The organism is Mesorhizobium sp. M1143 (assembly GCF_040318435.1).
GTDB lineage: Bacteria > Pseudomonadota > Alphaproteobacteria > Rhizobiales > Rhizobiaceae > Mesorhizobium.
The window spans coordinates 339,586-354,741 of record NZ_JAMYMJ010000001.1 but is presented as its reverse complement, the minus strand read 5'-3'; the positions used below and the strand labels follow the sequence as shown (position 1 = coordinate 354,741).

Sequence of the window (15,156 nt, the reverse complement as noted above, 5' to 3'; positions counted from 1 at the left end):
CCCAGGGGCGGCGGCCCCACACCCCGGCCCGAAGAAATCGCCCCCTGCCGCTCTGAGAGCCGGGGCTCCCTGAGGGCGGCTACCCGCTCTAAAGCCCCCGCGCGCCGCCCGCCGCCGGCCGCTTCGCGCTGCTGCCGGAACCCTTTCGAATGAATCTCGGCGTCAGGCAGCGGCTCCTCGCGTCCAACCGGTCTGTGCTTCAGCGCCAACACGCGCTCCTTCCTATCTTTTGACAAGAATCGGCTTTGGGCAAAGCAATCGCCCTTTGCCATTCATAGCACGGGCTTAACTGTTCCAGCCGTTTATTTCCATTCCATGGTAGGCGCAACCGGCGTTTGCGATCCCCGGCCGGCCTGCCGGTCGGCGCAACAGGAAGCACATACAATGAAATATAGCCTATTGCATAATGTTGAGCCCTGGCATAGATAGGATGACGTCAACCGATCCACCCAGTGGAAAGCCCTCCATGTCCGAAGCTGACGCTACCTTGGGATCATCCTGGCGATTTGACAGGCCGGAGGACAATCCTCCCAGCCTGCGCGAGGTGAACTCCACGATCGCGGTGCCGCAGTCCGGCGTCTGGTTCCGTCGCCTGTTCGCCTTCATGGGACCGGGCTACATGGTCTCGGTCGGCTATATGGATCCGGGCAACTGGGCCACCGACCTCGCCGGCGGCGCCCAGTTCGGCTACACGCTATTGTTCATCATCATGCTGTCCAACCTGATGGCGATCCTGCTGCAGGCGCTTGCCGCCCGGCTTGGCATCGCCACCGGCCGCGACCTCGCCCAGGCCTGCCGCGCCTATTATCCGCGTCCCGTCAGTTTCGTGCTGTGGATCGCCTGCGAACTCGCCATCATCGCCTGCGACCTCGCCGAGGTGATCGGCACGGCGATCGCGCTGCAGCTTCTGTTCGGCATTCCGCTGATCGGCGGCGCGTTGCTGACGGCGCTCGACGCCTTCATCGTGCTGCTCTTGATGAACAAGGGTTTCCGCTATCTCGAAGCCTTCGTCATCGCGCTTCTGATCATCATCTTCGGCTGTTTCGCCATCCAGATCTTTGCCGCTGCCCCTCCGGTCGGCTCGATCCTGCATTCGATGTTCGTGCCGTCGACGGAGATCGTCACCAATCCGGCGATGCTCTACATCGCCATCGGCATCATCGGCGCCACGGTGATGCCGCACAATCTCTACCTGCACTCCTCGATCGTACAGACACGCGCCTATGAACGGACCGAAAAAGGCAAGCGCGACGCCATTAAATGGGCGACGACGGACTCGACCATCGCGCTCGTCCTGGCGCTGTTCGTCAACGCCTCGATCCTGATCGTCTCGGCGGTGGCCTTCCATGGCACCGGCCATCAGGATGTCGCCGAGATCGGCCAAGCCTTCGAGCTCTTGTCGCCACTGCTCGGCCTCGGCATCGCCTCTATCCTGTTTGCGGTGGCGCTGCTGGCCTCCGGCCTCAACTCGACGGTTACGGCAACGCTTGCCGGCCAGATCGTCATGGAAGGCTTTTTGCGCCTGCGCATTCCGCAATGGGCGCGCCGGCTGCTGACGCGCGGCATCGCCATCGTCCCGGTGGTGGTCGTCACCGCGCTCTATGGCGAAAAGGGCACCGGCCAGTTGCTGGTCTTCAGCCAGGTGGTACTGTCGATGCAGCTGCCCTTCGCAGTCATCCCGCTGGTGCAGTTCGTCTCCGACAAGAAGAAGATGGGCAACCTTGCCATTCCCCGCGGCGTGGCGGTCCTCGCCTGGGTCGTCGCGGCGGTCATCCTGGTGCTCAACTTCAAGCTGCTCTACGACACCGTCTTCGGCGTCGGCTGAGTTTCTTCTTGAGCAGTTCGCCGTTTCGCCGAAACGGCGAACTGCTCTATCTCTTGTTTGACGCAATTCCGGGCGGAAAGCCGCCTCACACTTTTCCTGGAATTGCTCAAGACGGCGACAAACCGGCGGCTTGCGCTATCTTACCGGCCATCATGACAAGTGTCGAAGACGCCAGGAAATTTTACGCGCAGCTGATGGCGGCCAATGCCGGCTCGGCCGATCCGCACCTCGAAGAGGCGTTCGCCACCGTTCCGCGCGAGGCCTTTCTCGGTCCCGGACCCTGGGCGGTAGTCGCCGGCAGGGCGCTCACCACCGGCAACGGCAAGATCATGACGCCGAGCGCCGATCCTGTTCACATCTATCAGGACGTGCTGGTGGCGCTCGATGCCGACAAGGGCATCAACAATGGCGAACCCTCCCTGCACGCCATGTGGATAGGCAGGATCGCCCCCAGACTGGACGAGGCCGTCACCCATATCGGCGCCGGCACCGGCTACTACACCGCCTTGCTGGCCCGGCTGGTTGCGCCCGGCCCGGTGACCGCCTTCGAAATTGAGGCCGATCTTGCTGCCAGAGCGACAAAGAATCTCGAGACCTACGGCAATGTAAGCGTCATCCACGGCGATGCCGTCACCGGCGATCTGCCGCCGTCCGACATCATCTATGTCAATGCCGGTGTCGTCGCACCGCCGGCTGCCTGGCTGCGGGCGCTGAAACCCGGTGGCCGCATGATCTTTCCCTGGCGCCCGTCCCAGAGCGTCGGCCTGGCCGTGATGGTGACCCGCACCAAACAAGGTTTTGCCTGCGACCCCTTCATGCGCTCGTGGTTCATCCCCTGCGTCGGCGCCTCGGTCGCCGGTTCGGCGGCCAAAATCCCCGACCTCCAGAAGGCCGCGCGCAGCCGTTCGATCTGGCTGACGTCAGACAGGGCGCCGGACCGGACCGCCACCGCCATCATCGGCGACGTCTGGTTTTCGTCGCAGGCGCTTGGCGGCGGGCGACGGCGGTAGGTACCCTTGTCGGCCGGCAGCGTTTTTTTGCCAACGCCTGTCGGGCGGCCGCCGGCCTGTCCGTCCTTAGATCGAAATCCGGCCCGGACGGCGCGGATCCTGGAAAAGGAAAATCCAATGCGAAAGATCATCGCTTCCACCTTCGTCAGCCTCGACGGCGTCATGCAGGCGCCAGGCGGCCCGGAAGAAGACCCGGTTGGCGGCTTCGAATTCGGCGGCTGGACGTTCCACTACTTCGACGAGGTGGCGGGGGTGGCCATGGAGGAATTGTTCTCCAAACCCTTCGCCCTGCTGCTCGGCCGCAGAACCTACGACATCTTCGCCGCGTACTGGCCTTACCAGAAAGATCCGATCGGAGACGTCTTCAACCCTGCGACCAAATATGTGGCCACGCATCGGCCGGACAGCCTGACCTGGGAGAACACGCAATGGCTTGGGGACGATATCGTCGCCACGTTGCGCAACCTCAAGAAGGAAGATGGAGCTGACCTGCTCATCCAGGGTTCGAGCGAGCTGATCCAGACTTTGCTCGCCAACGGTCTGATCGACGAGATCCGGCTGATGATCTTCCCGCTGCTGCTGGGCAAGGGCAAGCGGCTGTTCGATGGTGGTGCGATGCCCGCCGCTTTCAAGCTGGTCAAGTCGCAGGCCACTACCACAGGCGTCATCATGGCGACCTACGAACGCGGGGGTGAGGTCAAGGTCGGGTCGTTCGCTACGCAGAAGCCGTCAGAGGCCGAGCTCGAGCGGCGTAAGAACTGGAAGTGACAGGGACAGGCTTGGCACCTTTCCTCTCCCCCGATCGACGGGGGGAGAGGAAATCCAAGTTCTGTCAAGCCGCCACAGCCCGCCGTGCCAACCCACCCCGGATATACCGCGCGAACTCCTGCGCTGCCGGCGCCGTGCCGTACTTCGGCAAATGCAGATTGATGGAAAAATTCGGCAGCGGCGGCAGCCCGGCATCGAAAGGCAGGATGTCGAGGTCGGCGGGCACGGTGGAGGCCAGCCAGGCGGTGACGGCAAGGTCGGAGCGCACCGTCGCGGTCGTGGCATCGATGTTGCCGTTCTCGAACACCGTGCGCCATTCCAGCCCGTGCTCGTTCAGCGCCGACAGCACCACCGGGCGGAAGGCGCAGGTATCGGCGACGATCGACACCGGCAGCGGCCGCTTGGCGCGGGCGACGCCGCCCTTGGCCCCGACCCAGACCAGCCGGTCAATGGCCAGGCACTCACCGGCCGACGGGCCGACCGGTTCCTCGATGACGGCAAGGTCGATGGTGCCGGCCGCGAGGGCCGCGGCAAGGTCCGGCGAAGCCGCACAGAGCAGTGAAATCTCGACCTGCGGATAGGTCTCGGCATAGGCCTTCAGCACCGGCGCCAGCAAGGTGCCGACAAGGTCATAGGGAACACCGAGCCGCACCTGGCCGGCGGCCTCGGTGCCCGCCATCTCGGCCCAGATCTCGTCATTGAGGCCAAGCAACCGTTTGCCCTTGCCGAACAGCCGCTCGCCGGGCCGCGTCAGCCGCAAGCCACGCCGGTCGCGCTCGAACAGGCTGCAGCCCAGCGCCTCCTCCAGCCTTTTGATCTGCTGGCTGACGGCGCCTTGCGTCAGATGCAGCGCGTTCGCCGCCGCCGTCATGCTGGCCTTGTCGGCGACAGTGACGAAGGTGCGGATCAGCGCTGTGTCGAGGTTGCGGATCATGGTTGGCATTATATCTGCTAATGCCAACCATCGCAAACATTGCATTTACTGAAGTATGCAGAAGTCTACCGTAGGGCCTTCGATGGAGGACGCCTCATGTTGCAGCCCATCTTTCCGCTCATCCTGTTTGCCTTCGTGGCCACCGTCACGCCCGGCATCGCCACCACCCTGTCGACTGCTTCAGGTGCGCAGTTCGGTTTTCGCCGTTCCGTTCCCCTATTGGTCGGCAGCGCCGCCGGCCTCGCCACCGTGACCGGTGTTGCCGCCGCCGGGCTCGCCGGTCTGCTGCTGGCCATGCCGTCGCTGCAACTGGCGATGAAAATCATCGGCTCGCTCTATCTCATCTGGCTGGCAATCAAGATCGGCCGCGCCGGGCCGCCTGATCTCGATGTGGCGATGGCAAAACCCAACAGCTTCTTGGGCGGCGCCGGCATTCAATGGATGAACCCGAAGGGCTGGGCGATGGGACTGGGTGCGGCGGCCTCGTTCGCAGCCCTTGCCGACGGTCCGGGACAACTCGCGCTGCTGCTCGGCTCGACCTTCGGCTTTACCGCAGCCATCTCGCTGTCGATCTGGTGCGTCGCGGGCATGGTGCTGGCACGGCTGCTCAAGACCGAATGGCAATGGCGCGCGCTCAACATCGTGCTGGCGCTGGTGCTGGCTGCGTCGATCATTCCGATGTGGCGGGGAGCGTAAACGCAGAGATCGGCGCCAGTACCGCACCCGGACCTGCGGTCCGACCTCCCCACAAGGGAGAGGTAGGGAGCGCGCACTTTACCCTCCCCCTTGTGGGTCCCTTGTGGGTCCCTTGTGGGTCCCTTGTGGGTCCCTTGTGGGGAGGGTCGCGAACGAAGTGAGCGGGGTGGGGGTCCTGGTTCGCGAAGCGAACCGGCTACTCTCAAGCCGCGTAGCGGGCAGCCGGCTTGTTGGCGTGCAGGCTGCCGTAGAAGACTTGCCTTGCGCCGAGGAACGTGTCCAGCTTGGCTGTGTCGGCAAGTGCCGGCACGGTGACGGCTTCGCCCCTGGATAGGCCCACAAGCGCGGCATCGACCATATCGTCGGCGGACATGATGATCTCCTTCGGCAGATTGTCGATATCGCCACCGGCGAGCTCCCAGAAATCGGTGCGGGTCGCGCCCGGCAGCACCGCCTGCACCTTCACATTGGTGCCGGCGACTTCGCGGTGCAGGGCCTCGGTGAAGTTGACGACATAGGCCTTGGTACCGCTGTAGATGCCGCCGAACGAGGTATCATAGGCGAGCACAGAGGCGATGTTGACGATGGCGCCGCGGTTGCGCGCAAGAAGCCCCGGCAGAACGGCGCGGGTCAGGCGGGTCAAGGCGACGACGTTGACCTTGATCATGCGCTCGGCCTCGTCGGCGTCGGCCGTTGCCACCACGGCCTGGCCGCCAATGCCGGCATTGTTGACCAGCAGCGTGACGCTATCGTCGGCTGTGATCGCCTGCTCGACGCGGCGCACATCATTGTCGTCGGCGAGGTCGGCGGCAATCACGCTGACCTTGCGCTTGTAGGCATAACGCAGCTTTTCAGCCAGTTCCTGCAGCCGGTCGGCGCGCCGCGCCACCAGCACCAGATCGTAGCCCTGCCCGGCCAGCCGGTCGGCATAGACAGCACCTATGCCGGCCGATGCACCAGTGACGACTGCGGTACCCTTGTTGTCCTGTCCACTCATTGTCCTGTTCCTTTTTCTCCCCGGCGAGACAGGTCGATGACCCTCGTCCCGCCCTGACTTCCAATTAGTGGTATATGCCACCATCCTGGAAGTAGGTATATGCCACTATCTTGTCAACGGAGGCGGCAGAAACTATTTCTGCGACAGACCGGCAGCGGTTTTGCCGGCAAGGAGTCGTGATGAGCAAGACCGTGCTGCCGGGATTCAGCCTTTGCAACAACGCCACGCTGCGGCGCGCCGCGCGCAAGCTCGGCCGCTTCTATGACGATGTAATCTCGCCTTCGGGTCTGAAGGGCACGCAGTACGGCCTGCTCTACCAGATCCATGTCAGCAACGAGCCGGCGATGGGCACGATAGCCGAAGCGATGGTCATGGATCTCTCGGCGCTCGGCCACACGCTGAAGCCGCTGATCCGCGACGGCTATGTCGACACCTTCGCTGACAAGGACGATCGCCGCGTCAAGCGGGTGCGGCTAACGCCGCAAGGCCAGACCAAGCTCGAGGAGACGACGCAATTGTGGAGCACTGCTCAGCAGCGCTTCGAGGCGCTGTTCGGCCCGCAACGAGCGGCAGATCTGCGCGCTATGCTGGATGAAGTCGCGGCGCTGGACTACGACGTGCCGGCGGCCGCCCCTTCAAGCTGAAAGAACGGCCGCCGGTCCTTTGCAAAGATCTATTCCGCCGGCATGGCGACCGGCCGGGCCGCCCAGCGGCCGGCCAGCACCACGCCAAGCCCGATCAGCGGGAAGATGGCGGCGACCAGGCCGAGGTCGGCCGGCACGCCGTAGCGAAGCACGGCGCCGCCGGCCACAGCGCCCAGCGCCACGCCGAGATAGAGGGCCGAAGCGTTGAGCGACAGCACGATCGGGGCGGCGTCGGGCGCCAGCTTGATGATGCGGCTGGCCTGCGCCGGCGGAAATGCCCAGCCGACCATGCCCCACGGCACCATCATGGCCATCAATGCCGGCCCGGCGAGATGCTGCGGCAGGAAGGTCGGGATGACCGAGAGCATCACCAGCATGACGGCGCTCAGCGCCAGCGACCAGCCGACGGTGCGCGTCGCACCAAAACGGTCGGCCGCCTGGCCGCCGGCTATGTTGCCGATGACGGCGCCGACACCGAAGGCGAGCAGCATGCCGGGCAGCGCAATCGGGCTGAGGCCGCCGCTCTGGATGGCCAGCGGTGCGATATAGGAAAACACCGAGAAGGCGCCGATCAGGGCAAGAGCGGTGGTCAACAGGATCGGCATGACCCCGGGGCGCAGCGCCGCAGCCAGCCGCCGCCTGAGCGGCAGCTTGGTACCGACAATGCCGCGCGGCAGCCGGTACCACAGGATGGCGCCGACCAGCGCGCCGAGCCCGGCAATGGCAAAGAAGGTTCCGCGCCAGCCGGCTATCGTGGCAACCAGCGCGCCGAGCGGTGCACCCAGCGCAACCGCCACCGTGGTTCCGCCGACGACGACTGCAATGGCCCGCGCCCGGTGGTGGTCATCGACCAGCGCCACCGCCGTGCCTTGAGCGGTCGCGGCAAACAGGCCTGACGACAGCGCCATGATGATGCGGGCAATGAGCAGCAGCTCGAAGGACGAGCTCAGCGCCGCCACCACATTGCCGATGACGAAGAACGCCAGCGTCCACAAGATGACGCGGCGCCGGTCCCATTCGCCGGTCAGCGTTGCCAGGATCGGCGTGCCGATGGCGTAAGCCAGCGCGAAGGCGGTGATCAGCGTGCCGGCGAGCGGAATGGAAATGCGGGCGTCGGCGGCGATATCAGGCAGCAGGCTGGAGATGACGAAGCCTTCGGTCGAGATCGTGAACGATCCGAGCGCAAGCCAGAAGAGGCGCTTGTCCATAGGGTGTGTCCTTAGTTCAAAACTTATTGAACAATTGGACATAACAGGACATGATGTCAATGAAGCCAGGTGAAAATAGCTGAAGCCTGCTGACAGCCCTGTGTCAGGACAGCCATTGGGCCAATCGCGAAACGGACTGTGCATGCCCGCGAAAGATCGACGCGTTGAAATCGCCACCGACTGTGCTTAGTTTCGGGCCATGACTTTGCCGCACCCCAATACAGACCAGATCAGCCTGCCGGTTGTGCTCGGCGTGCTTGGCGACCCGACCCGGCTCGCCATCGTGCGCTATCTCGCCAGCAAGGAAGGCGTGCCGCTGAACTGCAGCCGGTTCCTCGACCTCGGCTCCAAGACCAATCTCAGCTATCACCTGGCCAAACTGCGCGAGGCCGGCGTCACCCGCGCCGAAGTGGCCGGCACCAACCGGATGATCACGCTGCGCCGCGCCGACCTCGACGCCCGCTTCCCCGGCCTGCTCGACAGCGTGATTGCGGCGGCCGGAGATGACCCGGCTCTACCCATCGTCGGCGGCCACGACATCGAAATGCCGGCGTAGCTGGTGCCGAAGTCAGGCCGCTCCTAGCGCTGCCAAAAACCGATATGCGGGGCGAGGAGTTCCTCGTCCATCTCGGGGAAAGGGCCGTGGACCTCGACCGGCTTCTGCCCGGAGCCGAGGACCGTGCGCGACGAGAGGTTCATCGTCGGGTTCTCGGCGTGGTTGCCGGTCAGCGCGAGAAGCTTGGTCTCCTCGAAGCCGTAGACCAGCCGGCCGATATTCGCCCAGTACAGCGTTCCCGTGCACATCGCACAGGGCTCGCCGGTTGTGACCAGCGTGCAGGACCAGAGGAAATCCGGCGGATAGGCGTCCGAGGCACGCCGGGAGAGCTCGGTTTCGGCGTGGCGCACGGTGTTGATGTTGCCTTGCCGCATCAGGATGCGATCGTCGGGGCCGACGAGCACGCAGCCGAAAGGATGGTGCCCATGCGCGGCAGTCTCGCGCGCGACGTCATTGGCGGCGCGAAGGTGGGCAACCATCTGGTCGCGGGTCATCGCCTGTCCTCCCCCGGATGAACTCTGGAGCGGCGTGGACGCTAGCAGATGGAGTGCTTCCGCGATAGGCGGGGCTCCCGGCTGTCTCGAACGATCTCAAGGACTTGATAATGAAGGCAGCGGCTTGATAACGAAGACGGGCCGCAAGCCTCAACGGGCTGCACCAAGGAGCCCGCCGCATGCGCATTGCCGTTCTCGCCGACATCCATGGCAATGTGCTGGCGCTGGATGCCGTGCTCGCCGATCTAGCGCGGCGCGGCGGCGCCGATCTCACCGTCAACCTTGGCGACTGTGTCTCCGGCCCGCTCTGGCCGCGCGAGACGTTCGAGCGGCTCGAAGCGCTCGACCTGCCGACGGTGCGCGGCAACCATGACCGCCGCGTCGCGGTCGATCCGGCCGACGATATGATGTGGGCTTCAGACCGCTATGCGCAGGAACGGCTGACATCAGCGCAGCGCGAAGCCCTGCTCGCCCTGCCCTTCACGCTGGAGATTGTTCCCGGCGTGGTCGCTTTCCATGCGCGGCCCGACCATGACGAGAAATACCTGCTCGACGCGATCGTCGATGGCCAACTGGTGCGCGCGCCGCTTGCCGCTATTCAGCGGCGGTTGCAGGCGCTGGACCCGGCCTGCCGCGTCGTGCTGTGCGGCCACAGCCACCGCGCGGAACTGGTCCGTATCCCCGGCGGCCCCTTCGTCTTCAATCCCGGCAGCGTCGGCGCCCCCGCCTATGAAGATGACACGCCCCCGGCGCATGTTTCGGAGCAAGGCAGCCCGCATGCGCGCTACGGCATCCTCACCTTGGATGGCGAAGAACCCGACCGTTTTGAGACCATCGCCGTCGACTACGACCACGAAGCGGCGGCGAGACAGGCCGCACAGGCGGGCCGACCGGAATGGGCGCATGCGCTGAGGACCGGCTTCATGCCCAAACCCTCTTGGCAAGGCTCCGCTTGACCGCATGGCTGCGCCCTGCCTCGGCCTCGCGGCACCAAACATCGGACGCATTTTCAGACTTACATGGCCGCGTATCGTCCCTTATAAAACCGCCTTGGCATACGGTAGGACTGCTGCCGCGAGGTAATCGGCGCATGATGAGGCGCACAATCCGAACCATTTTGCATCGACTAACTGGCGCTCCGCTCCTGCGGGCCCCGTTGCTCATGGGGCTGTTGCTCATGGGCCTGTTGCTGGTGAGCATGCCGGCGAATGCCGAGGACGCGCCTGCCGACATCGTTTCCATCGTGACCGAGCTCGGCCCAGGCGATCTCCTCAACATCCGCGCCACGCCGTCGCCTGTGGGCAGAACCCAGGCGCGCCTGCCGATCGGGTCGAGCGTCAAGAATTTCGGCTGCAGCGAGGTGGACGGCCACCGCTGGTGCAAGGTCGAGGAGATCGACAATCCACTGGTCAAAGGCTGGGCGCCCGCGCGCTATCTTATCCCCGACAACCCGACCGTGGTCGAAGTTGACGCCGCGCCGCCCCAGGTGACCGCCAGCGCTGAAGCCGGCGGCCCGGCGCTCGCGCCCGACATGCCGACGCAGCCGGCCGACGTGGCCGCAGCGCCCCCGACAACTGCACCCGCCGCCTCTGCCGCTCCGGCTGCACCCACTCAGGCTCCACCCACCCCGGCTGCACCCGCGCCGGCTCCACTCGACCTGACGGAGCGCCTTGGCGGTACGGATCCAGGCGCGCCGAAGTCCGCCGCCGAGATCGGCAGGACCGCCATGCAGGATGCTTACGGCCTTGCCTTCGCAGCGAATGAAAGCCCGCCGATGGACGAAATCCCCGCCACAGAGGCTCCGGCAACGGAGGCCACAGGGACGCCGGAACTCGCCGCCGCCGCGTCTGCGGGAGCAGCGCCGGATACAGCGTCCGCGCCGGGGGTACCATCCCCGACGCCACGGCCAGACCAGGCCAAAGCTGCGACCGCTACGCAAACCGTTGCACGGCTGGAACCCCCGCCCGCCCTCGGCGCCACCGCCGAGATCCCCTGCGCTCGTTATGTCGGCCAGCCGATGACCCGCTGCGCCGTCAACATCGTCCACAATGGCGCCGACAAGGCAGACATCACCGTGACCTGGCCCGATGGCGGCACGCGCGTCATCTCCTTCTCTGCCGGCATGCCGGCCAACTCGGATTCGCCCAGCGAGTTCCGCTTCACAAGGGAAGGCAGCCTCAACATGATCCGCATCGGCGCTGCCGAGCGGTTTGAGATTACGGATCAGCTCGCGCTGGGGGATTAGGTGTTGGGCAGTAGGGAATAGGCAGTAGACGCCTTAACCTCGCTCCTGCCCAATCCCACTGCCTGATCCCTACTGCCTAATCCCTACTGCCTGGCCTCATTTTCGGGGTTACATCTCCCAAAACTCTTCCCTATAAGGCCCTCCTAGCCTGATACCAGAATCGCAAGCACAACCGGCCGGGTCTTCCCGTCCCGGTTTTTCGTGCAAGCCGCTCGCCGAACGGAACTCACAACGATGCCAAGACGCACCGACATCAAGTCGATCCTGATCATCGGGGCCGGCCCCATCGTCATCGGCCAGGCCTGTGAGTTCGATTATTCCGGCACACAGGCCTGCAAGGCGCTGAAGGAAGAGGGCTTTCGCGTCATCCTGGTCAATTCCAACCCGGCCACCATAATGACCGACCCGGAACTGGCCGACGCCACCTATATCGAGCCGATCACGCCTGAAGTCGTCGCCAAGATCATCGCCAAGGAGCGGCCCGACGCGCTGCTGCCGACCATGGGCGGCCAGACCGCGCTCAACACCGCTCTGTCGCTGCGCCGCATGGGCGTGCTCGAGCGCTACAATGTCGAGATGATCGGCGCCGACGCCACGGCAATCGACAAGGCCGAGGACCGGGCGCTGTTTCGCGAGGCGATGAAGAAGATCGGCCTCGAAACGCCGAAGTCGATGCTGGCCAATGCCACCGACGTCAAGAATGCCGACCGCAAGACGCACGAGGCCGAGCGCGCCGCCGTAAAGGCCGAGGCGCCCGCCGACCTCGATGCCGCGCTCGACGCGCTGGAAACCCGCTGGAACCTCGGCGAAGGCGACCGCAAGCAGCGCTACATCAGCCATGGCATGGCGATCGCCGCCCAGGCGCTCGACCATGTCGGCCTGCCCGCCATCATCCGCCCGTCCTTCACCATGGGCGGCACCGGCGGCGGCATCGCCTACAACCGCGCCGAATTCTACGACATTGTCCAGTCCGGCCTCGACGCCTCGCCGACCACCGAAGTGCTGATCGAGGAGAGCGTGCTCGGCTGGAAGGAATATGAGATGGAGGTCGTCCGCGACAAGGCGGACAATTGCATCATCGTCTGCTCGATCGAGAACATCGACCCGATGGGCGTACACACCGGTGACTCGATCACCGTTGCCCCCGCGCTGACCTTGACCGACAAGGAATACCAGATGATGCGCAACGCCTCGATCGCGGTGCTGCGCGAGATCGGCGTCGAGACCGGCGGCTCCAACGTGCAGTTCGCCGTCAACCCGGCCGATGGTCGGCTGGTCGTCATCGAGATGAACCCGCGCGTCTCGCGCAGTTCCGCTTTGGCTTCGAAGGCGACCGGCTTCCCGATCGCCAAGATCGCGGCCAAGCTCGCCGTCGGCTACACGCTGGACGAGCTGGAGAACGACATCACCGGCGGCGCCACGCCCGCCTCCTTCGAGCCAAGCATCGATTACGTCGTCACAAAAATCCCGCGCTTTGCCTTCGAGAAATTTCCCGGCGCCGAGCCGGTGCTTACCACCGCCATGAAGTCGGTCGGCGAAGTCATGGCCATCGGCCGCACCTTCCAGGAGTCCCTGCAGAAGGCTTTGCGTGGACTGGAAACCGGCCTCACCGGCCTAGACGAGATCGAGATCCCCGGCCTCGGCCACGGCGCCGTGGCTGCCAACCACGCCGACGACCGCAACGCCATTCGCGCCGCATTGGGCACGCCGACGCCCGACCGGCTGCGCATGGTGGCACAGGCGATCCGCATGGGCACCTCGCTCGAAGACGTGCACGCCATGTGCAAGATCGACCCGTGGTTCCTCGAACAGATCGCCGGCATCGTTTCCATGGAAGCCCGCATCCGCGAGCACGGCATCCCGCAGGACGCCGTCAATCTGCGCATGCTGAAGGCGATGGGCTTCTCCGATGCTCGCCTCGCCTCGCTGACGAAGACCGACGCCGAAGTGATTGCGAAGATTCGTGAAAAGCTCGACGTTCATCCGGTTTATAAGCGCATCGACACCTGCGCTGCCGAGTTCGCCTCGCCGACCGCCTACATGTACTCGACCTATGAAGTCCCGTTCGCCGGCGCGCTCGCCAACGAGGCGCAGGTGTCATCGCGAAAAAAAGTCGTCATCCTCGGCGGCGGTCCGAACCGCATCGGCCAGGGCATCGAGTTCGACTATTGTTGCTGCCATGCCGCCTTCGCGCTGCGCGACGCCGGCTATGAAGCGATCATGATCAACTGCAATCCCGAAACGGTGTCGACCGACTACGACACCTCCGACCGGCTCTATTTCGAGCCGCTGACCGCCGAGGACGTGCTGGAGATCCTGCGCGCCGAACAGGCCTCGGGCGAACTCGTCGGCGTCATCGTCCAGTTCGGCGGCCAGACGCCGCTGAAGCTGGCCGATGCGCTGGAGAAGGCCGGCATCCCGATCCTCGGCACCTCCCCCGACATGATCGATCTCGCCGAAGACCGCGACCGTTTCCAGAAGCTCTTGCACAAGCTCAACCTCAGCCAGCCGAAGAACGGCATCGCCTATTCGGTCGAGCAGGCGCGCCTGGTCGCCGGCGAGCTCGGCTTCCCGCTTGTGGTGCGCCCCTCCTATGTGCTGGGTGGTCGCGCCATGCAGATCATCCATGATGAAGGCATGCTGCAGAGTTACCTGCTCGACACCGTGCCCGGCCTGGTGCCGGAGGACATCAAGCAGAAATACCCCAACGACAAGACCGGCCAGATCAACACGCTGCTGGGCAAGAACCCGCTTCTGTTCGACACCTATCTCTCCGGCGCCATCGAGGTCGATGTCGATTGCCTCTGCGACGGCACGTCGACCTTTGTCTCAGGCATTCTCGAACACATCGAAGAGGCCGGCATCCACTCCGGCGACAGTGCCTGCTCGCTCCCTGTTCACTCGCTGCCTTCCGAGCTGGTCGACGAGCTGGAGCGCCAGACGGCGGCGCTTGCCCGCGCGCTCAATGTCGGCGGCCTGATGAACGTGCAGTATGCGATCAAGGACGGCACGGTCTATGTGCTGGAGGTCAACCCGCGGGCGTCACGCACCGTGCCCTTCGTTGCCAAGACCATCGGCCGTCCGATCGCCAAGATCGCCGCCCGCATCATGGCCGGCGAAAAACTGGAAGACGCCTTCGCCCATTACGGCGCCATGCCCGACCCCAGGAACCCCGGCCACATCGCGGTCAAGGAAGCCGTCTTCCCCTTCGCCCGCTTCCCCGGCGTCGACATCCTGCTTGGCCCGGAAATGCGCTCGACCGGCGAGGTCATGGGCCTCGACCGCGACTTCGCGCTCGCCTTCGCCAAGAGCCAGCTCGGCGCCGGCGTTGATCTCCCCCGCTCCGGCACGCTGTTCGTCTCGGTGCGCGACGAGGACAAGGCCGGCATCCTGCCGGCGGTCAAGCGCCTCGCCGGCCAGGGCTTCAAGGTGCTCGCGACATCCGGCACGGCCCGCTTCCTCGCCGAAAACGGCGTCGACGCCCAGAAGATCAACAAGGTGCTGGAGGGCCGCCCCCACATCGAAGACGCCATCCGCAACCGCCAGGTCCAGATCGTCTTCAACACGACGGACGGCCAGAAGGCGGTGTCGGACTCCAAGTCGCTGCGCCGCGCCACGCTGATGCAGAAGGTGCCGTATTATACGACGCTGTCGGGCGCCGCGGCGGTGGCGGAGGCGATTGCGGCGTTGAAGGCGGGGAGCCTGGAAGTCAGGCCGCTGCAGGAGTATTTTGCGTAGGCGATTAGCTCCCTTCTCCCGTTCAACTGGGAGAAGGGAGT

13 protein-coding genes are annotated in these 15,156 nt (G+C 65.0%); 9 read left to right on the top strand and 4 right to left on the bottom strand.

What is annotated here, in order from left to right:
• Positions 1 to 466: 466 nt before the first annotated feature.
• The 3 genes from NKH35_RS01790 (at position 467) to NKH35_RS01780 (ending at position 3,603) form a co-directional block, all read left to right on the top strand.
• The gene (locus NKH35_RS01790; protein ID WP_023672432.1) at positions 467 to 1,825 is read left to right on the top strand and encodes an Nramp family divalent metal transporter; all 1,359 of its coding nucleotides are present in this window, start codon (positions 467 to 469) and stop codon (positions 1,823 to 1,825) included.
• Positions 1,826 to 1,977: 152 nt separating this feature from the next.
• Positions 1,978 to 2,835, top strand: coding sequence for a protein-L-isoaspartate O-methyltransferase family protein (locus NKH35_RS01785; protein WP_352913189.1), 858 nt, complete (start codon positions 1,978 to 1,980; stop codon positions 2,833 to 2,835).
• Between the two features lie 117 nt (positions 2,836 to 2,952).
• Complete coding sequence (locus tag NKH35_RS01780) at positions 2,953 to 3,603, top strand: dihydrofolate reductase family protein (protein WP_352913187.1); 651 nt, start codon at positions 2,953 to 2,955, stop codon at positions 3,601 to 3,603.
• Positions 3,604 to 3,667: 64 nt separating this feature from the next.
• On the opposite strand, the gene NKH35_RS01775 is transcribed toward NKH35_RS01780, so the two are convergent.
• Positions 3,668 to 4,546, bottom strand: a complete 879-nt coding sequence (locus NKH35_RS01775; RefSeq protein WP_373432820.1) for a LysR family transcriptional regulator — start codon at positions 4,544 to 4,546, stop codon at positions 3,668 to 3,670.
• Positions 4,547 to 4,633: 87 nt separating this feature from the next.
• Between NKH35_RS01775 and NKH35_RS01770 the strand changes: the two genes are divergently transcribed.
• A complete protein-coding gene (locus tag NKH35_RS01770; protein WP_023705850.1) occupies positions 4,634 to 5,233 on the top strand; it encodes a LysE family translocator in 600 nt (199 codons plus the stop codon).
• A gap of 202 nt (positions 5,234 to 5,435) precedes the next feature.
• Here the strand turns inward: NKH35_RS01770 and NKH35_RS01765 are convergent, their stop codons facing one another.
• Entirely contained in the window at positions 5,436 to 6,230 is a 795-nt protein-coding gene (locus NKH35_RS01765) for an SDR family NAD(P)-dependent oxidoreductase (RefSeq protein ID WP_352913185.1), read from the bottom strand.
• Between the two features lie 179 nt (positions 6,231 to 6,409).
• Here NKH35_RS01765 and NKH35_RS01760 point away from each other — a divergent pair, with 179 nt between their 5' ends.
• Positions 6,410 to 6,874 (top strand): MarR family winged helix-turn-helix transcriptional regulator, encoded by a 465-nt coding sequence (locus tag NKH35_RS01760; RefSeq protein ID WP_023683783.1) that lies wholly within the window; start codon positions 6,410 to 6,412, stop codon positions 6,872 to 6,874.
• Between the two features lie 29 nt (positions 6,875 to 6,903).
• On the opposite strand, the gene NKH35_RS01755 is transcribed toward NKH35_RS01760, so the two are convergent.
• Complete coding sequence (locus NKH35_RS01755) at positions 6,904 to 8,082, bottom strand: MFS transporter (RefSeq protein WP_352913183.1); 1,179 nt, start codon at positions 8,080 to 8,082, stop codon at positions 6,904 to 6,906.
• Between the two features lie 199 nt (positions 8,083 to 8,281).
• Here NKH35_RS01755 and NKH35_RS01750 point away from each other — a divergent pair, with 199 nt between their 5' ends.
• The gene (locus tag NKH35_RS01750) at positions 8,282 to 8,638 is read left to right on the top strand and encodes an ArsR/SmtB family transcription factor (protein WP_023683780.1); all 357 of its coding nucleotides are present in this window, start codon (positions 8,282 to 8,284) and stop codon (positions 8,636 to 8,638) included.
• A gap of 23 nt (positions 8,639 to 8,661) precedes the next feature.
• On the opposite strand, the gene NKH35_RS01745 is transcribed toward NKH35_RS01750, so the two are convergent.
• Complete coding sequence (locus NKH35_RS01745) at positions 8,662 to 9,132, bottom strand: nucleoside deaminase (RefSeq protein WP_352913182.1); 471 nt, start codon at positions 9,130 to 9,132, stop codon at positions 8,662 to 8,664.
• Between the two features lie 179 nt (positions 9,133 to 9,311).
• Between NKH35_RS01745 and NKH35_RS01740 the strand changes: the two genes are divergently transcribed.
• The 3 genes from NKH35_RS01740 to carB all read left to right on the top strand — a co-directional run bounded on the left by NKH35_RS01740 (position 9,312) and on the right by carB (position 15,115).
• Entirely contained in the window at positions 9,312 to 10,088 is a 777-nt protein-coding gene (locus NKH35_RS01740) for a metallophosphoesterase family protein (protein WP_352913180.1), read from the top strand.
• Between the two features lie 206 nt (positions 10,089 to 10,294).
• Positions 10,295 to 11,377 carry an SH3 domain-containing protein gene (locus NKH35_RS01735; RefSeq protein ID WP_245263848.1) on the top strand — a complete coding sequence of 361 codons (1,083 nt, stop codon included), beginning with the start codon at positions 10,295 to 10,297 and terminating at the stop codon, positions 11,375 to 11,377.
• A gap of 234 nt (positions 11,378 to 11,611) precedes the next feature.
• Positions 11,612 to 15,115, top strand: coding sequence for a carbamoyl-phosphate synthase large subunit (carB, locus tag NKH35_RS01730; protein WP_023672420.1), 3,504 nt, complete (start codon positions 11,612 to 11,614; stop codon positions 15,113 to 15,115).
• Positions 15,116 to 15,156 lie beyond the last annotated feature (41 nt).